The organism is Wolbachia endosymbiont of Muscidifurax uniraptor (genome assembly GCF_054149795.1).
This window is the reverse complement of record NZ_CP083727.1, coordinates 205,614-230,025: the sequence shown is the minus strand read 5'-3', so window position 1 is coordinate 230,025 and position 24,412 is coordinate 205,614. Positions and strand designations below refer to the sequence as shown.

The window sequence follows — 24,412 nt, the reverse complement described above, 5'->3', positions numbered from 1 at the left end:
TTGTACAGTTGTGACAATAGGTAGAGAACATAAATGAAAATTGCCTTTCAGATGGATGAAAATATAAATTTTGAAACTGACACTACATTCGTGCTAATAAAGGAAGCACAAAGGAGGAAGCACGAAGTTTTTGTCTATGCTCCTAACAATTTAGCACTAAAGCTAAACCATCCAATTGCTCTGGCTCAGAAAGTCAGCGTTGATGATTTTAGTTTTATCTCTAAAGAGGATGTAGCAATCAACTTGAATGAAATGGACATCATATTTATCAGACAGGATCCACCCTTTGATATGCGTTATATTACAACAACATATATCTTAGAAAAAACCAGCGCATTGGTAATTAACAATCCAACAGAAATAAGAAATTGTCCTGAAAAATTGATAACTTCATTATTTCCAGAGCTAATTCCGCCAACTTTGATTACTGAAAATATATCAATGATTAGAGATTTCTACTACAACTATCAAGATATTATTCTGAAGCCATTGTATAGTTATGGAGGAAACGATGTGATAAGAATACAAGATGAGAATAGTATTCAAGTAGTAGTGGATCTCATGATAGCAAAATACGAATGCCCTGTGATTGCACAATCATTTTGTAAAAACATAGATAAAGATAAAAGAATATTGCTACTTTATGGCCAACCAATTGGTGTAATGAAACGAATTCCAAAAATCAGTGGAGAGATCAGAACAAACATGCGACTTGGAGCAAGTTTTGAGCCCGCTCAAATGAACGATAGAAACAACGAAATATGTAACAAAATTGGTCCTGAATTAAAGAAAAGAGGGCTAATATTTGTTGGTATTGATATTATAGATGACTTCCTGCTCGAAATTAACACAACTTCACCCACGGGAGTAGTTTATATCAATAAATTGTATAATATATCGCTAGAAAAGGATCTTTGGGACGTGTTTGAAGAAAAAGCAAGCAGCCATCAACTAAACCTGTGAACAATCACCTTAACAAACTCAGTAGTCCCATTCTTTATCCCTGTTTTTTCTGTACTATTGGTCATATCACGCAATTTTTGAGAATTATTTAATAGATCAAATAGTACCTCTGTTAGATTTTTTTTTGCTTCACTATTCTGCTCAACTATTATAGCTGCTCTCGAGTCTTCAATATATTTTGCGTTATAAAATTGGTGATTATCTTTTGAGTAAGGGTAAGGAATATATATAGCAGAACGCCTAGCAAGAGTGATCTCTGCTATTGAAGTTGCTCCTGCTCTGCTAATTACCAAGTGAGCATTGGCCAGTCTATTCTCCATATCATCAAAAAATTCACTCAATTCACAATCGATCTTTTCACTTTTGTATAGACTTTTGACCTTGTTTACATTTTTCTTCGTACATTGCTGCGTCACTCTAATTTTCTTTTTCATTTTAATAGGTAAATCACAAATTACGCTGCTTACTACATCATCAAAAAAATTTGCACCTTGGCTGCCTGCTATGACCAATATATTTAGGATTTTCTCAGTGCTAGAATGGCTCTGTGCTTTTATATCAACAAAATTTCCTGTAAAAATACATTTATTGCCCTCTGCATATTTAGTCTCCGGAAAGCTGGTTGCAATTAATTTTGCACTCTTGAAAAAGAATCTATTTACTCTCCCTAAAACTGTGTTTTGTTCATGTAAAATTATAGGTATAGAAAGAACTCTTGCTGCAAGAAGAGTTGGAAAAGAAGCATAGCTACCAAAACCAATGACCGATTTTGGTTTTAATTTTCTTACTTGATACAGTGCTAACATAGAGCTGTATATCAAGAAAAGGAAAAACTTAAATTTGTTGCTGCTTGGTCTACGTAATGGTAAGGTGTAGCTTTCTATGTCGGTATTTTTATTTGTTTTTTTATCAGTGAATAATATGCAATTGTATCCTTGTGTCTTTAGTGCTTTTGCTAAAGCTATGGCCGGAAAGATATGCCCACCTGTGCCACCTGTTGCTAAAATAATATCCATCTGTAAATAATAAATCCTAGATTGTTAACTGTTATTTAACAATTTGCACGTAGAATTTTATTAAGCGTTATGATAGTTGAGTTAAAAATGCCTAAAAGTAATAGTAAAAAAGAACCTAATGAGAAAAATAAACCTCAAGAACAAAGAGAAGGCAGAAGCGGAGGTTTTTTAGAACTGCTAAAAAATATAATAAAAATTCTTTTCAATTCGGTCGTTGACCTACCTGAGCACGAGCAGCATAATAAAATGAAAAGCACTAATCTACAACAAGGTTTGGATACTAAAGGAAAAGGCCCAGAAGATCTTCATCCAAAGGCAAAGCTTGAAGTTAAAGAAGCAGCTAAGGGATTGAAAGAAGAGTTACAGAATTCTGATGCTGGTGGTAATCAATCTATTGAAACTAAAGTGCCTAATCAAACTACTACTCAAGACATTGACAACTCTAAAACGATGGAACGTTAGTTCAACTATTTAACATCTGCAGCAAGCACTGATTCATGTATCATCTCTGAAATGGTTGGATGAGGAAAAATCGTAGATTTTATGTCGAAGTCTGTTCCTTCTAGTTGCTTTGCAAGAGCAAAATTGCTAATTAACTCCGTTACTTCTGCACCTATCATGTGGCTACCCAGAATTTCTCTGGTTTTTTTATCTATAATCGTTTTCACTAACCCTTCAGTTTCACTGAGTGCAACAGACTTACCATTAAAGTTAGAATGAAATTTTCCTATTTTTATATCATACCCACCTTTTATTGCCTGTTCCTCAGTAAGGCCGATGCTCGCTATTTGTGGATGAGAATAAGTGCAATTTGGTATGCACTCTTTTTTTAACGCATGAGTACCTTTACCAGCAATCTTTTCAATGCAGATCACGGCTTCATGGCTCGCTTTATGTGCTAAACATGGTGGGCCAGCTACATCACCTATTGCATACACATTTGATTCACTAGTTTCATACCATTCATTTATTTCAATAAAACCAGAAGGGCTTAATTTAATTTTTGTATTTTCTAAACCTATATTTTCAGTATTTGCCTGAATGCCAACCGCAACAATCACCCTATCAAATTCTTTGCTCTCACCACTACTTAGTAGCACTTGAGCAGAGTCTTTATTTTTAGTCAAAGCTTTTACGCTACTATTTGTATATATTTTTATCCCCTGTTTTGTGAATATTTCTTGTGCTAAATCTGAAATGTCTTTATCCTCCAGCGGCAAAATAGTGCTCTTTATCTCTATGATTGTTACATCAACCCCCAAAGTACTATAAAAACTTGCAAATTCTATTCCAATTGCACCAGACCCTATAATTAGTAGTGATTTTGGTAATTTGCCCGGCATCATAGCATGCTGCGCATTCCATATTAAATCTCCATCTGCCTCTATTCCAGGCAGATTCCGTGCCCTCACGCCTGTTGCTAAAATGATATGCTTGGAAACAATTTCTTGTTCTTCCTTATCGCCAGCAACTTTTATAGTACCATTGCCTGCAAGTTTACCAAAACCTTGATGAACTTTGATATTATTTTTTTTCATCAAATATGCAACACCGCTTGACAATTTATCAACAACGTTTCTTGAGTATTTCACTATTGATTGTATATCAAAATTCGCTCCCTTTACTTCTATACCAAACTCTTTTGATCTTTTTATTAGCCTATAAACCTCAGATGCTCTAAGCAGTGATTTTGTTGGTATACATCCCCAATTTAAGCATATACCGCCTAAATTTTTTTCTTTTTCCACAATTGCAGTTTTAAACCCAAGCTGTGCCGCCCTAATTGCCGCTATATAACCACCAGGACCGCTACCTATAACCGTAATATCATACTCATTCATCAGTTTTCTTCGTATTCAAAAAGATTATATATAACAGATGAAACCCATACAATCAATGGTCTGTCATCTACCGTCTTAAGAGTCAAGATAAAAGTTGTTATTTTTTATCATGGCATTTAAACAAACGATAATTTTTCTCATGACAGCAACTAATGCAACCTTAGCAGCTTTGCCAGAATCAACCAAACGCTGATAAAACGCTTTCATTTTTCTGTTGTGGCGCATAGCAACAAGAGCTGACATGTATAGTGCTTTCCTTGCATAAAACCTGCCTCCTTTGATTTGAGCTTTGCCAACTTTTCTTCCACTTTCACTAGTTTTAGGTGCAACTCCAACTAAGCATGCAATTTCTCTATTCTCTAATCTACCAAGCTCAGGCACCTCTGTCAGTAGAACGCTCGCCGTCTTTGATCCAATACCTTTATAGCTGATTAAAAGCTCATTTTTTCCTTTCAATTCAGCTATTGCGTCTTCTATGTCTTGCCTAATTTCTTTCAATTGTTTTTCAGCAAACCCTATCTGTCTTTCTATGTATTCTCTAGCTTTTCCCGTCGCACTTTGCAGGCGACACTTGTTTGCATGAATTGCATCATTTAAATTACGCTCAACTGCCCCCAGCTCCTTTAATTCCTCTTGCTTTTGTGAAATTATACATCCTTTTACTTCACCGTCTTTACTGACAAATTCAGCGTATTTTTCCAGTAATTTAGCATCTAACTTGTCAGTTTTTGCAAAATGATTGCAAGCTTTGGCAAATGCATATACCCGATTCGGGTGAGCTTTATGGACAGTTATCTTGCAACAATTCTATAATGAGCTTTTCATAGCCACCAGTTTACATATAACTTGATGGGTAAATCGACTATATTTGTTTCTATAAACTTAGATATAGCATCACTCACGTTTGCTATGCGCTTATGCTTGCCATTAATTGAGATGTCCAATGCTTCCTTGGAAACATCTACTCCCATGAAAATTATTCTAGCCATTTTTGTACCTATAAATATAATCAAACAATAATGCAAAATGCTGTATACAGGATTGTAATTCGATCTTTTAGATCCACCTACCGTTCGTACTACATTTTGTTTTAAGCCTTACTATTACCCACAAATAAAAACATAGTATTGTATTTACTCAAATAATTTAATTTTATTAACCTGAAAGCTTATTAGATTAAAATTATTAAACTAAGAGTTATAATTTTAGCAACTAAAAGCTGTAAATTGCACCATATAAACAGTTATTTCAAGCAAAAGTTATGCCATTAAGAGCTATGCAACAAACATTTATATTTGTGGGTAATAGTAAGATCTAAATCCGATAGAGCATTGTTGGCACACCATCAAAAGTCGCCTCAGACCTCTAATGCATCAATGTACAGACTTACACCTTTTAGTTGGTAATACCATTTTAGACGTTTATCATTCGTTTTAGAAAATACTATAGGAGGTTGTCCACAAACCAGTAAATCAAGCATATTCCCTACTTAACATAACTTTACTCATAGCCAGATATATGAAACTTTCAGTAGATGTTGTAAGTAAATCGTACTCCTTTGATAGCCTTCTATTTCTATTGATCCAAGCAAAAGTCCTCTCTACCACCCACCTTCTCGGCTGTACTGAAAATCCAGGATCCCGTTGTGGCAATAGTTCTAGTGGTGTATCTTTATGCACCCAAAACCTACATGGAGGCCTTTTGACAATTTCAATATCTATCCCATATTCTCTCTTTACGTAATCCTTTAAATCTTTTCCTTGGTATCCCATATCAGCCCACATTTTCTTAATATTGCTGTATTTTTCCTTCATATTGTCCAATGCCATCTTCACCCCATCTCTGTCATTTTCGCTTGCAGCTCCTACATAGCAACCAAGCACAAATCCTTGAGTATCTGTGATTATATGTCTTTTTCTCCCCTTTACCTTTTTCGCACCATCATAACCTTTGCCCCCCCTTTTTCCGTGGTTTTTACCGATTGACTGTCCACTATGCATGCGCTCGGCTTCCCATTTTTGACCTACTATATTTAGTGATATCATAGTTCATTTTCTCAAAAATTCTCTGCTTTTTCCATCTTCTAAACTGTTCATGCACAGCCTTCCACGGCGGAAAATCGTGTGGTAAATAGCGCCATTGACATCCTGTGCGCAGTATATAAAGAATTGCATTTACTATCTCACACTTACTGTATTTTGGTGGCCTTCCTCCTTTCTTGTACGATACTCTGAAGTGTTTTTCTATTCTTGCCCATTCCCTTTTACTTAAATCTGTTGGATATTTTTTCCTCATCTCTTACCTCAATATTCTTTCTTTATATACTACGTATTCCTTGGTTTGTGGACAAACTCTAGTAGCGGAATGACGAATTTTTGTTTTTCAAATTGTCAGTAAATCTAAGTCAGTTTAGCTATATAAAACATAGTATAAAAAGAGCTATTTTAGCAAAATTTTAAACAAATAAAGTTAATTACTTCACAATTGATACCTTACGAGAAAAGCACATTTGATACAGATTTAAAATACAAGTTAACGGATTATTATGATTTTTACCAAGATAATAATATAGTAAGGTTTGGTAGTGAGGTATCAAAATGGGAAAATACACTAACGCATGGTTTTATAAGAAGACTGACCCAAATCATCACGATTGTGCAAATGATGGCACTTGCGGGCAATCTATAAAGGATTTTAGGATTGGTGATTCTGATATTTTCTTCTATGATAGTAATGGAACAGCGATTGCGCAGATACCTAAGTTGCCTAACGGAAACTCTATTACATACCGTAATAATTCATATAAAATTGCACAATCAAAAAACTTTGGTGAGAATACAAAATACGTAGGATTACAAGATGTATTACCTAATCAATTCAATTTTGAATATGGAAGTTGAATTGCGTAATACATTATGACAATGTATCGCAACGGGAGCAAGATCAAATAAAGCTTGATATTCAAAATGCCTATGAGGCATATAAAGCAAAGTTTTGTATGGATAGTGATACTCAAGTGACTGTGCATACCTATGTTTTTAATAATAAATATGATTATAAGGGATATGGCACTTTGGTTCCTGGGTTTTCATGGAATCAATCTTCGCTCAATATTTCTGGTGGGATGACAAATGGAGAAAGCGTATTGCTCTATAAAAACGCTTATACGGACAACGTTTTAGCCCATGAATTTGGTCACGTATTTCAATTCAAGTTTTCCCCAACAAAAGTAAGAGAATTGGACTATAAAAATAGTCAGCTGATGGCAAATGCAATTGGACTTGAGGTAGAAGAAAAAAATTATAAAGCTATTTGCAAGCAGATGGGTGTAGATGAATATGAAGACCGTGGATGGATATTTAGTTTTAAATACAAAGGCACCACTTATAACGTAAGATGCAAGGACTTTTCAGAAGAAGAAAAATTTCAATTTATCAAAGACATTAAGAACTCTCATGAATCGCTCGTTAGTGAATGTGATGGATTGGGGAACGATAATACAACTTTAGTGATTTACATTGATGAAAATAAGGAGATAAGTCGAATGTATTTTCAAAACTCCGACAAAAATATATTCAAACAGCTAGATAAGACATTTATAAGCAGAAGTAAACCTGAACAAGATGTGGAAAAATCAAGTGAAGTAGAACAAAGTAATGTAGAAGAAGAAAAAAGTAGCCAGCAAGACACTCAGCAACCCAGTAATTTCTTATCCAATATTTTTTCAGCAATTAAATCCATTATTGATTCTATCTCATCACTCTTTTCATGGTTATTTGGGTCGAAAGAGAAAGAGTCTAATCAACAATCTGATGATAATCCTTCTTTGTTTAAGCTCGATGCTAATGAGTTAGATCACGAAGTTAAGCCTGATGCCAATGAGTTAGGTCACGATGTTAGAGATCACTTATCAGACAATTATAACCATTACAACTCATCTGATGGGCTAATGTAATATAGCTAATTTACAGTATCTGTTCAGATGCATGGCTAATGTACAAATATTGAAACAAAAATTCCAGTGCCCCTGTGATGTCATTCCAGTGCTTGACACTGGAATCCAGCTTTTAATCGAAAATGTTGTATAGTGCACAATCAATTTTTCTGGATCCCAGTGGGCTTTGTTGCATCGCTCAAGTGAAAAGAACTGGCAGTTACTGACAAAATTCATTATAAATAGCCATTTAACTGTTGAAGAAAAAATATGCCACAAAAAATGAGAGTCAGTAACTGCCATGAATATAACAAATTTCTCCAAGAAAGAGGAAGCATTTTTTGTTATATCAATGACGCCATAGAAAATTGGTACGAGAATTGTCCAAAAATGCAGGGCGGCAACTATATTTATAGTGATAAAGTTGTGATTTTGGTGCATATAATCGTCAGTTTCTTTAGAATTGGTTTAAGACAAACAGTCGGGTTTATAAAAGGGTATTTGCAACAAATAGGAAGAGATTTGGCAGTTATCAGCTATTCACAAGCATCAAGAAGGTTTAAGAAACTTAATATTAAGATCAATGATTGCAGAAAATAATATGGAAGATATCGAAATTGCTATAGACAGTACAGGAATTAGTATATACAACAACACACAGCAAGGAAAATAGCACTGACAGAAAATATCGTGGCTATGAGCAAACGAGAAAATTGCACGTAATGTTGAATATAAACAACAAAAAAGCCATAGCTGTAAAATACAGTAACGGTGTCTACTCTGATCACTATGGAGCTTGTGATTTGCTAAAAGAAGTTGATTTTCAGCATGCCATAAAAGCACTATATGCAGATAGAGCATGTGATAGGCACAAGTTTTATAAGTTGTGTAACGAATATGATATAAAGACAAAAATTCCACCAATAAACAATGCGGCAGAACATCCAGAAATAGATTATATGTCTGACAGGAATGCTGCTATTAGGTTAATAAAATTATACGGTGAAGATGGCATGAAAGAATGGAAAAAAGAAGTAAATTATGGGAAAAGATCTTATATTGAAGGGTTTTTCTCAAGATTAAAGCAAATATTCGGATTTAGTTTTAGGAATAAATCTGAGATAAATCGAGAAAAAGAACTGCTAATCAAATGCTATTTGCTTAATAAATTCACTGATATTGGTATGGCTAAATTTGAGATAGTTATATGAATTTACCATAAATCACCATCTCATAAAGTGTGATGCAACAAAGCCATCCCAGTGTCAAGCACTGGGATGACACCCTCCTTATGGGCCAAAATCACAATGTTCGTACAGTTGTGGATTCATTCGCGGTATCTCGGCATAGATTCCGCTAACAAGTAGCGGAATGACGAATTTGTCGTTTTTTAGATTGTTGTAAGTCAGTTTAGCTATAGCATAATGCTATATTAATAAATAATCTATATAATGCTATTAAATGTAATAATTAAAATCTAAATCACTTTCTCCATAAAAGGAGAAATTTACCTTAATGAAAATATATATATATTTAATATTATTTTTATTTTTTTCTTGCGCTCAACTATATGCTGACGAGGAAATTGCAAAATTTGATTTACTTATTGGCGAGATAAATGAAGCAAGCTTCACTCTTAAAGGTGCAATAAAGGTTACAGTAGAACCAGGCTGGCACATATATTATAAAGATCCTGGAGATTTTGGCCTTCCCACGTCTATTAGTTACAAAGATAATGCATCAGATATAAATATTCACTGGCCTATTCCAAAGGAACATAAAGATAAAGTAGGGAGAGAGACGTTTGTAAGTAACGTATATGAGGATATGGTATTATTTCCCTTTAAGATGAATATATTTTTAAATCAAGGGTATATTGACCTTAACTTCCATATAAATTATGCGATATGTAAAGATAGGTGCATCCCTAAAAATGTTGAGATAAAAATCAGGCAACCATTAAAGGATTTTATAGATTCTGATATCAATAAACTTATAAATGAGTGGTATGAAAAATAGAGTTCTCATGGAGTAGGTGTCATTCCAGCGCGTGACACTGGAATCTCATTTACTTTTTTGTTCACTATGTGAGGAACTTGGGCCTACAAGTATATAAACATAATGGTTTCGCATAAAAAATTTAGATCCCAGTGTCACGCACTAACTGTACGAACATTGAGATATAAGAGTAATTTGTACCAAGAAAAAAGATGTCATCCCAGTGCTTGACACTGGGATGGCTTTGTTGCATCGCTCTTCGGATAGTAGGTAACGCACAATAAATTTATGAAGCTATCTCAAATTTAGCCATACCAATATCAGTGAACTTATTGAGCAAATAGCATTTAACAAGTAGTTCCTTCTCTCTATTTGTCTCAGATTTATTCCTAAAACTAAACCCGAATGTTTGTTTCAGTCGCGAGAAAAAACTTTCTATATAAGATCTTTTTCCATAACTCATCTCTTTTTTCCACTTCTTTATACCATCTTCATCATATGACTTTATGAGCTTGACTGCAGAATTTCTCTCAGCCATATAGTCTAACTTTGGATGCTCTGCTGCGTTGTTTTTCGGAGGAATTTTCGTTTTTATACCATATTGATTACACAGCTTATAGAGCTTTTCTCTGTCATATGCCCTATCTGCATATAGTACTTTTATGACATACTGAAAATCGACTTCTTTTAGCAAATCACAAGCTCCATAGTGATCAGAGTAGACACCGTTACTGTATTTTACAGCTATGGCTTTTTTGCTGTTTGTATTCAACATTACATGCAATTTTCTTGTCTGTTCATAGCTGCGATACTTTCTATCTTCGCTATTTTCTTTGCTATGACCAGGAGTGTTGTTGTATATACTAATTCCTGTACTGTCTATAGCAATTTCGATATCTTCCATATTATTTTCTGCAATCATTGATCTTAATATTGAGTTTCTTAAACCTTCTTGATGATTGTGAATAGCTGATAACTTGCAAATTTTTCCCAATTTGCTCAAGGTATCCTGCTATAAACCCAACTGTTTGCCTCAGGCCTATTCTAAATAAACAAGTTATTATGTGCACCAAAATTACAACTTTATCGCTATAAATATTGTTGCCACCTGGTATTTTTGGACCATTCTCGTACCACTTTTCTATGGCTTCGTTGGTATAATGAAAAATATTTCCTCTTTTTTCTAGAAATTTGTTATATTCGCTATGGTTACTGACCCTCATTTTTTGTGGCATATTTTTTCTTTCAAGGTTAAATGGCTATTTTATAATGAATTTTGTCAGTAATCACTAATTTTTCTGCTGCTATGCAACAAAGCCCACTGGGATCCAGATTGGACACTAAGCTGGTGAGTATAAAAGTAGCTAACCTTATGTTAAAACACAATATTTTTGGTGAGGGGTTGCATTAAAAGCTGGATCCCAGTGGGCTTTGTTGCATCGCTAGCTATGATGGATTAAAGATAAAAAAGATAGCGAATATCAGTAGCTTATTATTCTGGTATTTATAACAAGAACGGTCAATGAATACCTAAATTTGAGTAAAAGAAATTTCACTACCATTTACCAATCCGGCTAAAATTCAAGAATTTCAATGCTTTAGCTATTTTCAATAGAATTAAATTTATTAATATAAATAACAAATTACTATTCTTAAATTTGATCAGATTGATTGCAAAAAAACAAGATTTTCAATAGGTTACTTATAATCCTAACTATAGTTAGCCTTTCATAAGTAGCGATGCAACAAAGCCATTCCAGTGTCAAGCACTGGAATGACATCGTCTTAACATTGTACCATATTACAATGTTCGTACAGTTATGTGTCACGCTACTTGGATGACAAGAAAAGGTTTCTAGAATGACGGAAACGAAGTCATACATAGAAAATAGGTTAGGTATTTTCAATTTTTGTTGTATACTCAAATAAAAATCTCACTTTTACAGATGGATACAGTAAAGTTTGTTTTATTACTGCCAACAATATTACTCATGCTAGTTGCTGGTGTTTACCTATCGATTAAACTAAAATGGCTACAGGTATTTAGATTACCATACGCCCTTTCACTCCTTGGAGCTAAAAAAGGAGAAAATAAATTTTCTTCTATAGCCGCTCTGTTTACAATTTTAGGGGGAAATTTAGGAGTAGGAAATATTTCAGGAACTGCTGTTGCTCTAAAAACCGGAGGACCGGGCTCTATTTTATGGATGGCAATAATTATTGTTATCACTTCTGTGATAAAATATGTCACTTGTTATCTAAGTATAAAAACCAGAAAGGAAAAGAACGAAAGGTTTATAGGTGGCCCTGTAGCCTACATGACTGATGCGTTTAACTCTAGGAAGGCCACAATTGTCTTTCTAGTTATCATGATGATGGTTTCAATAACAGTTGGTAACCTTGTTCAGGTAAATTCTCTATCAATACCACTTAATATGATAGATGTGCCTGTAGTTGTTGGTGGCATTGTAATGGCCATAATATTTTTTGTTGTTGCAGCTCTCAGCTTAAAAAAAATTAAAATTTTTATATCGGCTATGATACCGATAATGACGGTAAGTTACCTCACACTTTGCGGTATCATATTATTTAAATTTAGTGAAAATATTCTTCCTTCTCTAAAACTAATAACAAGCAGTTTTTTTACAACCAGTAGCTTTAACTCTGGTTTATCTCTAGGTTTGATTCTAGAAATGTTGACTATTATTCAAGTCGGAACTTTGCGAGGTATTTTTGCAACAGATATAGGGCTTGGCCTTGAAGGAATCGTACATTCTTCAATTGTTCCTAAGAAAAATAATAATAAATTTATTATTGAGCAGAGTCTAATTACGATAATATCGCCTTTTATAGTTGCGTTTATAGTGTTTATTACAACAATGGTACTGCTTGTCACAGATTCTTGGGTCACTGATTTAGAGAGCACTAACATGTGCATATTTGCTTTTAGAAAGGCAATGAATTGGCCTTATATTGACTATTTAATTATGGCCATAATGTTTTGTTTTGCTTTTACTACTATTTTTACTTGGTTTTTTTGCTCAAAACAGACAATACGCTATGTGTCTATGGATAATAAATACACTAAAATCTGGATTGTAATTTTTACCATGATCATTCCGCTTGGTGCGATAGGTAAAGTCCGGTTGCTATGGGATGTTGCTGATATCTCGATTGCTGCTTTGTTGTTTATCAACATACTCGCTATACTCAAGCTAACCTCTCAAGATCCAGAAGTGTTTACTATGAGTAGCAGACATTTGAAGTTGCAAAAACAGAGCTATAGCTAAAGCAATTTAGGCTATGCAGCTGTTGTGATATAAGAGTGATTTCCGCCAAGAAGGATGTCATCCCAGTGCCCAGACACTGGGATCCAGGAATCTTGATTGGCACTAAGTTAGTGAGCATAAAAGTAGCTAATCTTATGTTAAAACACAACATTTTTGATGGGGTTCGTGAAAGGCTGGATTCCAGACTGGAATGACAACTTAAATCGTTTGATGTTACCATAAAATAGCTTGTGTCATCACATTAGTAACACAACCTTCCTTAATAAAAATTCAACCAATGCTTGTGATAATTATATTAGCTAGTATTAGCTAGAACTAAAGGCAGAGGGTTATTAGTGAGGGATATATGGGCACTAACGATACACAACAAGAACACATTTATAATGAGCGCATTCAAGAAATTTTTCCTTTATTTGATAAAATAAAAAAGGAAGACGACCCAATTTATAATGCTAGAGTTGATTTTAACACAGTAAAGTTTTTAACAAAACACGCCAACTGGAATTGGGACGAAGAAGAAAACAAAGATAAAGCATATGGAGTTATTCTTCAGAAATGCGACAAGACAAAGAAAGCTGGACAAGACCTTGAAAGTGAAGTTAAAGAAAGGTTGAAAGAGTATGTTGATGATGTTGCAGGAGTTTCAATATACGGTAATCACGCAAGTATTACGCTGGGAAATAACAAAAAAGAGTTTAAAATCAGCGAATTTTTAAACAGTGATTTTTGTGAGAAGAATGAAATCTCGGGATTTTCAACATTGCATAGTGATGGAAAGAGCGGAATGCATGGTTTTGTTGCCGAGGAAGAAGGGAAAAAAATAAGACATTATGTCGTAACTGATGGTTCATATGAAATGACTTTAAAGTGGTATGCGGAGGGGAAGGAATGTAAGATCAAAATTAAGATTGATGCTAACGGTGTAGACCTTGTTAAAGGTGATGATTTTTCTCTAGAACGGTTAGAAGTAAACAGAGATGTAAAAATAGGTGGTTTATTCTTGCATGAAATACAATTCAGGGAGAAAGGACAAGGAAAAGCGAATGAGATGCAACATAATAAAGACAGTAACGAGCTATCATCTGAAACTACAACAAGAATTGATGTTAATAGAGGTGTTAGCGTTCAAGCTACTGATATAACTCAAAAAAAAGAAGACCACCATTCACATTTTGGACTACAATCTAACAGCAGAAGGCAGTCTTACGATAGCGGAATTGGAAAAGATTTTGACGATAAAATTAATTCTCAGGAGGCTAAAGAAAAGCGTGAGCTTAGACAAGCAGCACGAGAAGCAAATTCGGGAGGTCAAGTTTATAACCTACAATCGCTTTTTGAGGAGAATCCTCAGAACAAAAAAACTCCTCCGCCACTTCCACCTAGAACTAGTTCACCACCACCTAAAAAAGGTGTTTTCGATGAGCAAGGGGGAGCCAAATCTGGAAGCCAAAAACCAGATGACTTGCGCGAAAATGAGCAAACACCTAATAATCAGCAAAAAGGTGCAACTTCTGATTCTTCAGATAGTTCTACTTTCACCAAGTCTGTAAGCCACAATCAAGATAATAGGCAAGAAGATGAACGGTATGACAATCCTACATTTGGACATGCTGTACCTGGAAGCCAAAAACCAGATAGAAGTGAGCAAACACCTAATGATCAGCAACAACCTAAAACCCAGCAACAAGAAGGAAATAGCAAAGGCGATCTGTTACAAGACATCAGAAATTTCAAGAAAAATAACTTACGGCACATTGATGTTGATGATAGAAAAGCATCAATTGCAGGAAGTAGAAAAAATAACCCATCACCGTTAGAGACATTAAAGGACATAATTCCTTATTCATCTTCTCCAGATAACAGTGATAACCAAGATGCTAGTGATGCTAAGTGGAAAGAAAGTGAACAGCCGCTCTCTGCTACAGCACTCAATAATAAAAGTGACTCGGGCTATTCATCTCCAACTCATGACAATAATGAACAATCTCAAGTAAATCCTGAACAGTTAAAGAAGAGCTTAGAGAACATTGAACAAAGTGATCAAACTCCACCTGAAAATCTTCTTAAAGAAATCAGAGATAGATCACAGCAGGATAATAGAGGATTAAGGCAAGTTGATCCTACTGATAAACTGTCACAAGATAAAGAAGATGGATTGCAAAAAGACGATTTAGCAGATGTAAAAATAGTGGAAGGTCCAACTGTTAGTGTCTCTGCTTCAACACCAAATAGTATAAGTGATTCAGGCTATATATCTCCAACTAATAGTGATAGTAAATCTCAAACAGATTTAAAACAGGTAGGAAGGAAATTAGAAGAACATATTAGACAAAGTAATCTAACTCTATTTGAAGAACTTAAAAATACATTAGGTCAAGAAAATCTCGGGTTAAAACCAGCTGATCAGAGTCAGATTAGCGAAGAAACTAAAAAACGCTTGAGAGAAGTTGGGTTGCTAAAAGACAGCTCAACAGACATAAAAGCAAACGATTCGGGCTATTCATCTCCAACTCATGACAATAATGAACAATCTCAAGTAAATCCTGAACAGTTAAAGAAGAGCTTAGAAAACATTGAACCAAAAGAAATCGGAGATACGAGTGAGTTAAAAGGAGCATTGGGAAACCCGGATAAAGGGTTAAGAGAACCGGCACAACAGGCTACTAAAGAAAATATTCCTAAAGATTCATTCTCAGAAAACATTTTAGAAAAGATAGGAGAAGGTAAACAATATGACCCTATACGTAAGTGGTTAGAAAAAACAGTGGCAGAACGAGAAAATAATGACACTAATCCAACTGTAGATAAAAATAGCGAACTATATAAATTACTAGAGAAAGATGAAGCACAACTGAAAGCTGGAGTAATAGAAGAAGAAAGAGGAGATACTTTAACAGAACACACTGATGGTTATGATCGCAATAGAATTGCATTAGCTAACAGAAATAAAAGACCACTAGATTGGGCTAAACAGGTTGCTGAGTCACAACAAAAAAAAGATACTAATAAAGGTATTTCAATATAAATTGAAGTTAAAATAATTGCTTAGCAAACAATAGGTTTCATGTAATGGTAACCCTATAACGGAAGAGTAGGAGCCGCGTAAGAACAATACGAACACTCCAGCTAGGCCTTGTATATTGCATCCCCCCGCCCTATTTTTCCACTCTTCTGATGCTAAATAATACTTAATTTCTTGTTCACTGAGACGTTTAAATTTCACTATTGTAACCACAGTCCTGATATGTTGTTTAGATTGATCGGGAGTTAATAGACATACACTGGTGTATACTCTATGCCTTCTTCCTGATAACAAGCGGATACATTTTTCTGCTTGCTCAACGTTTTCAGCTTTGAGCAATATCCTTCTACCACAAGCAACAACTGTATCAACACCAAGCACAAAGTAATTTGGATTTGAGCTTTGTATTTTCTCCGCTTTACTTTTTGCCATACGGATTGAGTAATCCTTCGGAAGTTCCTTTTTTAAAGGGGCTTCATCTATATCTGCTGGCAAAATTAAACCTGGCTCAATGTTTATTTGTTTTAGTAAAGCTATACGCCTTTTCGATGATGAAGCAAGAATAAGATTATTTAGAGATCGTTCTTTCACTTGTACCTTTAAGCCTTCTAATGATCCTACCCTTTCTCGCATTCCTATCGTAAATGCTCATCTCAACTAACACCCTATCCCCTATAATGATGCGTATTTTACTTCTTCTCACTTTCCCTGATACATGACAGATAATCTCATGTTCATTGTCCAGTTTCACTCTAAATTCTGCTGCAGGTAGTAAAGCAGTTACTGCCCCTTCCACTTCAAAAATTGTTTTCGATTTCTCGTCTTTTATCATATGCTATATTATAATTTAATAATCTTTTTTAGTCTACTATAGATTTTAAATTATTATCAACACAAAAGACCTTTTGCGCCCCACTTAAGTTGCAACTTAACCCCAACCATCTTCACAATGATACCCTACCTACGTTTCTACTCTCTGCCACCTTCTCAATAGAACTTATAGGACTTATGTTGAAAGATAAATCATTATCACAATTTTCTTCATCGCTATCAAGTCCACTATCAACGCTTAAAGATCTGAGTAATGTTGTCTTCTCTCTCAGTGGAACATAAGACTCATTATCAACGCTTGAAGATTTGGATAACCTTTTCTTCTGTCGTGGAGCATTACCAGACTCATTAGAAATTTCTCCCGTTAATTGATTGTTGAAGCTCCTTTGTTCATCAGCACGAATTTTTTCTTCCAGTCCATCAAGTATTCCTACCAATTCATCACCCCATTCATTTTCTTCTTCTAATAATTGTTTACACTTTTCTTTCTCACGCTCTAGCTCGTTTCTTAACTCTTCGACTTTATCTTCATCTTTAGTGAGTTCAAGTGTAAGCACCTTATCTCCTGGAAATTCCTCGTACTCGTTTTCTAGCTCTTCAATGTTGAGTTTTAGTCTCTCTTCTCCAAGTGTATCTTGTAAATTGCTATCCTGCCTATCTGATTCTTTAATCTTTTGCCCAATTTCTACTTGTACCTTATATTCCTGATCTAATTCTCTTAGCTGATCTTTCAAGCGCTCTTTCTGCTGGCGTCGTTCAACCATTATCTGTTCCGCATCTTCTCGTGCTTGATTTAGCTCTTTTTCCAAATTCTTCTTTCCTGCATTAACAATTTTCAGCTCTTCCTTTAGCTTTCTTTTTTCTTCATATACACCTTTAAGTTCTTGTGCTTTCCTTTGTAGCTCTTTTAACACACCTGCTAATTCTTCATTTTTTTGTGCCAATTCAGTTTGCAATTCCGTGTTTTTTTGCTCCTCTTTTTCAAACCTGTCTTGTAAATTGCTATTCTGCTTCTCTAACTTTACAATTGTTTGATTAGCTTCTGCTTGGGTTGTTTCTAGTTTCTCCTGTAGTCGCTGATTTTCTTGTATTAATTCATGGTGCTTTTTATTTATCACTTGCAACCCTGCTTCTATTTCTTGCTTCAATTCAACAGCTTCTTTTTTCAAATTTGACATTTCTTGCTTCAATTCAACGTTTTTTTCGGACAGCATCTGATTATTTAAAATCAATTCATCCATTTGTTGTGAAGCAAATTCTGTCTGAGTTCCAGTGTGCTGTAAATTGACTTCCGTTTTAGTTTCAATTTGTTGTGAAGCAACTTCTGTTTGAGTTTCAGTGTGTTGTAAATTGACTTCCGTTTGAGTTGATGCATTGCTATTAATAGAAGGAGGAAGGCTATTGTCAGCATCAACTTTAGGGTCTAATTCCCCCTCTGGTTCCTCGCGATAGGCCGCTATAGACTCATTTTGAAAATTATTATTAGCAGTAGGTACAACATCAGCAGCCTTACCTTTTTCTGGTACAGCATCATATAAGGAGAGACCTTGAATATATAATTCATCGTTTTGCTTTATTAATTCTAAGATCTCATCCGATAGCACAAAATCTTCATCATTAAATTTTAGTACTTCAGTTATGCCATCGCTACTCACATTCATAATCATGGTACACATTTCGGATCCATCCTTTACAGGCCAAGTGCTTTTCATTTCATAATATCTTTCCTTACCTTTCCGATGAGCGTGTATTTCATGTTTTTTATTGCAATAGATATTCAGCTCTTTAATATCTTTCTCTTGCTGTAAAATGTCACTAATCCTGGTTGGCTCACTTCTATTGTAATTAATAGAGTTGATATTCAAAACTCTATAAGCGTTATCAGTTTCTGTGTAATAAGCTTGAAGCTCTACGCCTTTCCTTCCAAGATATTTACTTGCAGCTTTTTTTCCCTGCTCTGCCAACTTTATGCATTTATCTATATCTTTCTTAAAGCTCTTATTAGCAGACTCTGTTACTGCTTTATCTATGTACGTTTTTTTAAAATCTCTATCATTTATTAGGTCATAAAAACTCCACTCATCTCTATAAGCCTCCTGTATAGCAGTGAAGTCACTTTCTTCTTTCAAAAGCATTAAGAAGCTTACCTTGTCTTCTAGGTCTTTTAGTTTAAAGCCTGTTATTATCTTCTCTAATTGAGAAAAATTTTCAGCAGGATTATTTAAATTTTTTAACTCTTTGTATAATTTATTATTTTCTGCAATTGAGCGGCAGAACTTTATTATAGCAGAGTCCTTAGTGAAAGAATTGTCTTTTTCCATTTTATTGATACAGTCCTTGAGGGATGTAAAATGCGATTCAAGCCATGACGAATATAGATCGTATTCATAAGATGCCAACAAGCAATGTATTGCATTCCAAGCACATGATGCTACCCTTATAACTGATTCAACATCATAATTCTCTGACTGATTACTTGTTTTTCCTGCCTCTGCTGTTTTTTCTTCCTTAGCCAAACTTCCAGTCATAATACGCCTCCTTAAATATATTTATATTATACCAATTAACATATATTAAAAGAAATCAAACTGTATAACCTCGTCCTACACTAACTTTTATGATTACTTAATTGTGTAAAAATAACTGCAAGTGTTAAACTTGAGCTTTTATTTTTCATTATACATTTCTTAGAGGTTGTCCGGAAACAAGTAAAAGGCTATAATATCTGAAATTTTAGTACGGGGTAAAGATGAGAAAAAAGTATCCAACAGATCTAAGCGAAAGGGAATAGGCAAGAATAGAAAAACACTTCAGAGTATCATACAAGAAAGGAGGAAGGCCGCCAAAGTATAGCAAAAGAGAAATATTAGAAGCAATTTTCTATGTATTGCGTACAGGGTGTCAATGGCGGTATTTACCAAATGATTTTCCGCTATGGAAGACTGTGTATGAGCAGTTCAGGCAATGGAAGAAGCAGGGAATTTTTGAGAAAATGAATTATGAAATTACAAAATATAGTAGAAGAAAAATAGGAAGGAATGAGCAGCCAAGTGCCTGTATAGTAGATAGTCAATCTGTAAAGACTACAGAAAAGGGGGGATCAAAGGCTATGATGGAAGTAAAAAAGTAAAGGGTAGAAAAAGGCATATAATTACAGACACTCAGGGTTTTATACTAGGTTGTTACGTAGGCGCTGCTAACGAAAATGATAGAGATGGTATTAAAATAGCATTAAACAATATGAGAACAAAATATACTAAAGTTAAAAAAATGTGGGCTGACATGGGATACCAAGGAAGAAATTTAAAGAATCACATAAAGGAAGAATATGACATAGATATTGAAATTGTTACAAGGCCTCCATGTAGATTTTGGGTGCACAAAGATACGCCACCTGAGCTACTACCAACAAGAGAACAAGGGTTTAAAGTACAGCCAAGAAGATGGGTTGTAGAAAGGACTTTTGCTTGGGTTAATAGGAATAGAAGGCTATCGAAGGAGTATGATTTACTCACAACATCCACTGAGAATTTCATATACCTAGCTATGAGTAGGGTTATGTTAAAGAGGGAATATGCTTGAATTTACTTGTTTCCGGACAACCTCTAATACCAATTCCCATTACAGGGCAAACAGATGGACAATGATGGAAGAAAAGCCATACTGAAGTAAGTAAAATAGCGAGGTTTAAATGGCATTAAGATCAAAATTATTGGATGAAAAAGTAGTAGAATCAGCAAAAGAAATGCTGAAGAAAGTAAGGAATAATGCATATGTTTCAAAAAAACTAAATGCTGTAATTGCAGCAAAAAAGTACAGTATAACGGCTGTAGCAAAAATATATTGCATTTCAAGAAGCGCACTAACTTCGTGGGTAAAACTCTTGAAAATTGGCAGAGAAGAAAAACTGTTTGCTCCTTCACAACGTCGTAGAAAAACTAAATTAAATCAGGCTCAACTACAGCAAATTGAAGAGTGGATAGAAGAAAATCCTAATATCACCATTAAAGAAATGAGAATAAGAATCCAGGAAAAGTTCGGATTAAATATCAGCAAATCTACAGTACACCGCCATATGCAAAAGATGAAATTCTCATATATTACACCAAGACCAGTTCATAATGGACAAGATAAAAGCAAACAAGAGGAATTCAAAAAAAAATCTCAATTGAGCTATTAGCAAGTATCCAGAAAAAGAGCTATTTTTCTTTGATGAATCACGGTTTGGCACACATTCAAAAGTTGGACATGGGTGGTTTAAAAAGGGGATTAGAACACAGGTTAAAACAAAATTAGGTAGGCAAAATTTCTATCTCTATAGTGCAGTTAATCCTAGAAATGGAGAGAGTTCTAGCTTATTTGCACCAAATGTCAACACTGATTGCATGAACATATTTCTTGAGCAAATTTCGCAATATCTAGAAACACGAGAGGCTTTTCTCGTTATGGACTGTGCTAGTTGGCATAGGTCAAAAAATTTAAAGGTACCTAAAAATATCGACATTATATACCTACCTCCATACTCACCTGAGCTAAATCCTGTTGAGAGGCTTTGGTTATATATAAAACAGAACATTTTGCGCAATAAAATATACGATACAATTGCTCTACTTGAGGGTGCTTTGTGCAAATTTATTACTTCTCTTGCCAGCTCCACAATTAAACAACTCTGCAATGTTTCCTATTTGACTGGACAACAATGAGAATTGGTATTACTATGATAGTTCCTTTTTTAAGAAAGTTTTAAATTTCATACCTAACAATAAACAACTTTAGGTTTAAATTTATGAAATCAGTTGTTATATACATCAGCAAATACGAATTTAACTGGTGTTATGGACTTAAATAAATTTACCGAAAAAGCAAAAAGTATAATTCAAAGTGCTCAAATGAAAGCGTTGGGAGCTGGGCATCAGATTTTTATGCCTGAGCATTTACTAAAAGTGATGCTTGAAGATGAATCAGGTTTAGTTCAGGATTTGATAAACGCTTGTGGTGGAAGTGTGCAAAGTATTTCTGATGCTGTGGATAGCGCAATAAAAAAGTTGCCAGTAATTGAAGGTCCAGGAAGTGGTGGCCTTCAACTTTCAAGAGAAATAGCAAAAGTTTTTGAAGATTCAATTGGTATTGCAAGAAGAAATAAAGATTCATTTGTTGCTGTTGAGCGTTTACTACAGGGCCTCACTGCACAAAAAGATGATACTGTAGGCAAAATTCTGGCAGAGAATGGTGTGACTCTACAAAAACTGAACTCAGTTATTGCAGAAATGAGAAAGGGCAGCAGTGCGGACTCGCCAAACAGTGAGGAAAAATTAAACGCGGCAAAGAAATATACAAAAGATGTTACAGAGCTTGCTATGCAAGGAAAGCTTGATCCTGTAATTGGTCGTGATGAAGAGATCAGAAGAACTATGCAGGTATCACTGAGGCGGACAAAAAATAATCCAGTGCTGATCGGTGAACCTGGTGTTGGAAAAACTGCAATAGTTGAGGGGCTTGCAAATAGAATTGTTGCAAACGATGTGCCACTTGGTTTGCATGATGCAAAGGTCTTAGCTTTGGATCTTGGAGCACTAATTGCTGGCACTAAGTTTAGAGGAGAGTTTGAGGAAAGGTTAAAAGCAGTGATTAATGAGATTTCGAGAGCAGAGGGAAAAATTATATTATTCATCGATGAATTGCACACTTTAGTTGGAGCAGGAGCAACAAGTGGTGCAATGGATGCCTCGAATCTGCTGAAGCCTGCTCTTGCGCGTGGAGAAATTCGCTGTATAGGAGCCACAACTTTAGATGAATATCGTCAGCATATAGAAAAAGATCCTGCACTTGCAAGGCGTTTTCAGCCTGTGTTTATCTCTCAACCAACTGAAACTGATACCATTTCAATACTCAGGGGTTTGAAGGAAAGATATGAGGTGCATCATGGTATAAGAATTACAGATGGTGCAATAATTGCTGCTGCAACGTTGTCCAATAGATATATAACAGATAGGTTTTTACCTGATAAAGCAATTGATTTGATTGATGAAGCAGCAAGCAGGGTGAGAATTGAAATGGATAGCAAGCCTGAAGTTATTGATGAACTTGAGAGAAAGGTTATACAGCTAAAGATTGAAGCAGAGGCTTTAAAAAAAGAAAGTGATGAAAATTCTAAACAGCGTTTAAAAAAGATAAATGAAGAGATCGAAAATCTAAACAGTAAATTTGCTGACTTGAACAGCAAATGGCAGATGGAAAAGAATAAAATAGCTAGAATACAAGAAACAGCCGAAAAATTAGATAACGCTAGAAAAGAGTTGGAATTAGTTCAGCGTAGTGGGAATTTGGGAAGAGCAGGAGAGCTGATGTATGGTGTGATTCCTCAGCTTGAGAATGAATTAAAAAATCAGGAAAAGGTTACTGATAGTTTCTTAAAGAAAGAAGTGACTGGAGATGATATTGCAAACATTGTTTCAAAGTGGACAGGAATTCCAGTTGATAACATGATGCACAGCGAAAAGGAAAAACTTCTCAACATGGAGAATGAAATAGGAAGAAGAGTAATAGGGCAGAAAGATGCAATAGAAGCGATAAGTAATGCAGTTAGGCGCTCTCGCTCTGGTGTGCAAGATACTAATCGACCTTTTGGTTCATTCTTATTCTTGGGTCCAACCGGAGTTGGAAAAACAGAATTGGCAAAAGCCCTTGCTGAATTTCTGTTTGACGATCAATCAGCGCTTTTGCGTTTTGATATGTCAGAATATATGGAAAAACATTCTGTTTCAAAGTTAATTGGCGCGCCTCCAGGGTATGTTGGCTATGAACAAGGTGGCAGATTAACTGAAGCAGTGAGGAGAAGACCATATCAGGTAGTCTTATTTGATGAGATAGAAAAGGCAAATCCTGATATATTTAACCTATTGCTACAGATCTTGGATGAGGGTAGACTCACTGATAGTCATGGCAGATTAATTGATTTTCGCAATACCATACTGATTTTAACTTCTAACCTTGGTGCTGAGATAATGCTTAAAGGAGCAAAAGAAAATAGCCCTCTTGAAAAGCCCTCTGTCATCCAAGTAGCTGACACTGGGATCCAGGAAAAAAAGTGGATTCCAGCGTCACGCGCTGGAATGACATCGGAAGGAGGAGTTGCTAACTCTGTAAAAAGCGAAGTGATGCAAATAGTTAAATCAACATTTCGTCCAGAATTTTTAAACAGACTGGATGAAATTATTATATTTCACAGTTTAACCAGAAATGACATCTATAAAATTATAGATGTTCAATTTTCTTATTTACAAAAAACACTTGCTAAGCGTAAACTGAGTATAAGTTTGTCGCAGGAAGCTAAAGAACTAATAGCACAAACTGGCTATGACCCTGAATATGGAGCAAGGCCCCTAAAAAGGGTGATACAAGAGTGTATTCAAAATAATTTAGCTAAATTAGTTTTATCAGGGGAAGTAGTAGAAAATGATGAACTAATAGTGTACGCTCTTGATAATGAAATCTTAGTTAAAAAGGTTTAAGTTCAC

General features: G+C 35.0%; 17 protein-coding genes and 4 pseudogenes. 12 read left to right on the top strand and 9 right to left on the bottom strand.

The features are described 5' to 3' along the window. Positions 1 to 33: 33 nt before the first annotated feature. Positions 34 to 963, top strand: a complete 930-nt coding sequence (gshB, locus tag LA754_RS01145) for a glutathione synthase (protein ID WP_015589118.1) — start codon at positions 34 to 36, stop codon at positions 961 to 963. On the opposite strand, the gene murG is transcribed toward gshB, so the two are convergent. After that, complete coding sequence (gene murG / locus LA754_RS01140) at positions 948 to 1,979, bottom strand: undecaprenyldiphospho-muramoylpentapeptide beta-N-acetylglucosaminyltransferase (RefSeq protein ID WP_015589119.1); 1,032 nt, start codon at positions 1,977 to 1,979, stop codon at positions 948 to 950. The two genes, gshB and murG, sit on opposite strands and share 16 nt — an antisense overlap. Before the next feature lie 69 nt (positions 1,980 to 2,048). On the opposite strand from murG, the gene LA754_RS01135 reads away from it, so the two are divergent. Next, positions 2,049 to 2,441: a hypothetical protein gene (locus tag LA754_RS01135; protein WP_006279962.1), complete on the top strand. Its 393-nt coding sequence runs from the start codon at positions 2,049 to 2,051 to the stop codon at positions 2,439 to 2,441. 5 nt (positions 2,442 to 2,446) lie between these two features. Here the strand turns inward: LA754_RS01135 and lpdA are convergent, their stop codons facing one another. The 3 genes and pseudogenes from lpdA to LA754_RS01120 form a co-directional block, all read right to left on the bottom strand. Further along, entirely contained in the window at positions 2,447 to 3,820 is a 1,374-nt protein-coding gene (gene lpdA / locus LA754_RS01130) for a dihydrolipoyl dehydrogenase (RefSeq protein WP_006279961.1), read from the bottom strand. Between the two features lie 75 nt (positions 3,821 to 3,895). Then, positions 3,896 to 4,809, bottom strand: a pseudogene (locus tag LA754_RS01125) (IS110 family transposase). Positions 4,810 to 5,292: 483 nt separating this feature from the next. Next, positions 5,293 to 6,115, bottom strand: a pseudogene (locus tag LA754_RS01120) (IS5 family transposase). A gap of 302 nt (positions 6,116 to 6,417) precedes the next feature. On the opposite strand from LA754_RS01120, the gene LA754_RS01115 reads away from it, so the two are divergent. The 4 genes and pseudogenes from LA754_RS01115 (at position 6,418) to LA754_RS01100 (ending at position 9,773) form a co-directional block, all read left to right on the top strand. Further along, on the top strand, positions 6,418 to 6,720 hold the full coding sequence (locus tag LA754_RS01115) for a hypothetical protein (RefSeq protein WP_457923653.1): 303 nt from the start codon (positions 6,418 to 6,420) through the stop codon (positions 6,718 to 6,720). Next, positions 6,717 to 7,775 (top strand): hypothetical protein, encoded by a 1,059-nt coding sequence (locus tag LA754_RS01110; protein ID WP_457923652.1) that lies wholly within the window; start codon positions 6,717 to 6,719, stop codon positions 7,773 to 7,775. The genes LA754_RS01115 and LA754_RS01110 overlap by 4 nt, the downstream gene beginning before the upstream one ends. Before the next feature lie 249 nt (positions 7,776 to 8,024). Beyond that, positions 8,025 to 8,965, top strand: a pseudogene (locus LA754_RS01105) (IS5 family transposase). 304 nt (positions 8,966 to 9,269) lie between these two features. Next, a complete protein-coding gene (locus LA754_RS01100; RefSeq protein WP_006279958.1) occupies positions 9,270 to 9,773 on the top strand; it encodes a protein-disulfide reductase DsbD domain-containing protein in 504 nt (167 codons plus the stop codon). 265 nt (positions 9,774 to 10,038) lie between these two features. Here the strand turns inward: LA754_RS01100 and LA754_RS01095 are convergent. Together LA754_RS01095 and LA754_RS01090 are read right to left on the bottom strand one after the other, a co-directional pair. Continuing rightward, positions 10,039 to 10,987 (bottom strand): annotated as a pseudogene (locus tag LA754_RS01095) (IS5 family transposase). Between the two features lie 417 nt (positions 10,988 to 11,404). After that, complete coding sequence (locus LA754_RS01090; RefSeq protein WP_353285574.1) at positions 11,405 to 11,677, bottom strand: hypothetical protein; 273 nt, start codon at positions 11,675 to 11,677, stop codon at positions 11,405 to 11,407. Positions 11,678 to 11,698: 21 nt separating this feature from the next. Here LA754_RS01090 and LA754_RS01085 point away from each other — a divergent pair, with 21 nt between their 5' ends. The 3 genes from LA754_RS01085 (at position 11,699) to LA754_RS01075 (ending at position 16,067) form a co-directional block, all read left to right on the top strand. Then, positions 11,699 to 13,042: an alanine:cation symporter family protein gene (locus LA754_RS01085; protein WP_077190267.1), complete on the top strand. Its 1,344-nt coding sequence runs from the start codon at positions 11,699 to 11,701 to the stop codon at positions 13,040 to 13,042. 35 nt (positions 13,043 to 13,077) lie between these two features. Further along, complete coding sequence (locus tag LA754_RS01080; protein ID WP_153296804.1) at positions 13,078 to 13,236, top strand: hypothetical protein; 159 nt, start codon at positions 13,078 to 13,080, stop codon at positions 13,234 to 13,236. Positions 13,237 to 13,388: 152 nt separating this feature from the next. Next, complete coding sequence (locus LA754_RS01075) at positions 13,389 to 16,067, top strand: hypothetical protein (protein WP_457923651.1); 2,679 nt, start codon at positions 13,389 to 13,391, stop codon at positions 16,065 to 16,067. Here the strand turns inward: LA754_RS01075 and LA754_RS01070 are convergent. The 3 genes from LA754_RS01070 to LA754_RS01060 form a co-directional block, all read right to left on the bottom strand. Beyond that, positions 16,059 to 16,655 (bottom strand): Maf family nucleotide pyrophosphatase, encoded by a 597-nt coding sequence (locus LA754_RS01070; RefSeq protein WP_077190265.1) that lies wholly within the window; start codon positions 16,653 to 16,655, stop codon positions 16,059 to 16,061. The genes LA754_RS01075 and LA754_RS01070 overlap by 9 nt on opposite strands. Beyond that, complete coding sequence (infA, locus tag LA754_RS01065; RefSeq protein ID WP_077190263.1) at positions 16,633 to 16,896, bottom strand: translation initiation factor IF-1; 264 nt, start codon at positions 16,894 to 16,896, stop codon at positions 16,633 to 16,635. Before infA ends, LA754_RS01070 begins: the two co-directional genes overlap by 23 nt. Before the next feature lie 112 nt (positions 16,897 to 17,008). Then, a complete protein-coding gene (locus tag LA754_RS01060) occupies positions 17,009 to 19,423 on the bottom strand; it encodes a hypothetical protein (protein WP_457923650.1) in 2,415 nt (804 codons plus the stop codon). A 269-nt stretch (positions 19,424 to 19,692) separates the two neighbouring features. On the opposite strand from LA754_RS01060, the gene LA754_RS01055 reads away from it, so the two are divergent. The 3 genes from LA754_RS01055 to LA754_RS01045 all read left to right on the top strand — a co-directional run bounded on the left by LA754_RS01055 (position 19,693) and on the right by LA754_RS01045 (position 24,406). Further along, positions 19,693 to 20,477, top strand: a protein-coding gene (locus tag LA754_RS01055) for an IS5 family transposase (protein WP_238513981.1) whose coding sequence is annotated in 2 segments (ribosomal slippage) — positions 19,693 to 20,014 and positions 20,014 to 20,477 — 786 coding nt in all. Because the reading frame shifts where the segments join, the coding sequence is not laid out codon by codon here. A 109-nt stretch (positions 20,478 to 20,586) separates the two neighbouring features. Further along, positions 20,587 to 21,598 (top strand): IS630 family transposase gene (locus tag LA754_RS01050; RefSeq protein WP_410530061.1). Its coding sequence is split into 2 segments (ribosomal slippage): positions 20,587 to 21,066 and positions 21,068 to 21,598, totalling 1,011 coding nucleotides; the frame shifts between segments, so codons are not numbered across the junction. 132 nt (positions 21,599 to 21,730) lie between these two features. Then, positions 21,731 to 24,406 carry an ATP-dependent Clp protease ATP-binding subunit gene (locus LA754_RS01045; RefSeq protein WP_082246254.1) on the top strand — a complete coding sequence of 892 codons (2,676 nt, stop codon included), beginning with the start codon at positions 21,731 to 21,733 and terminating at the stop codon, positions 24,404 to 24,406. Positions 24,407 to 24,412 lie beyond the last annotated feature (6 nt).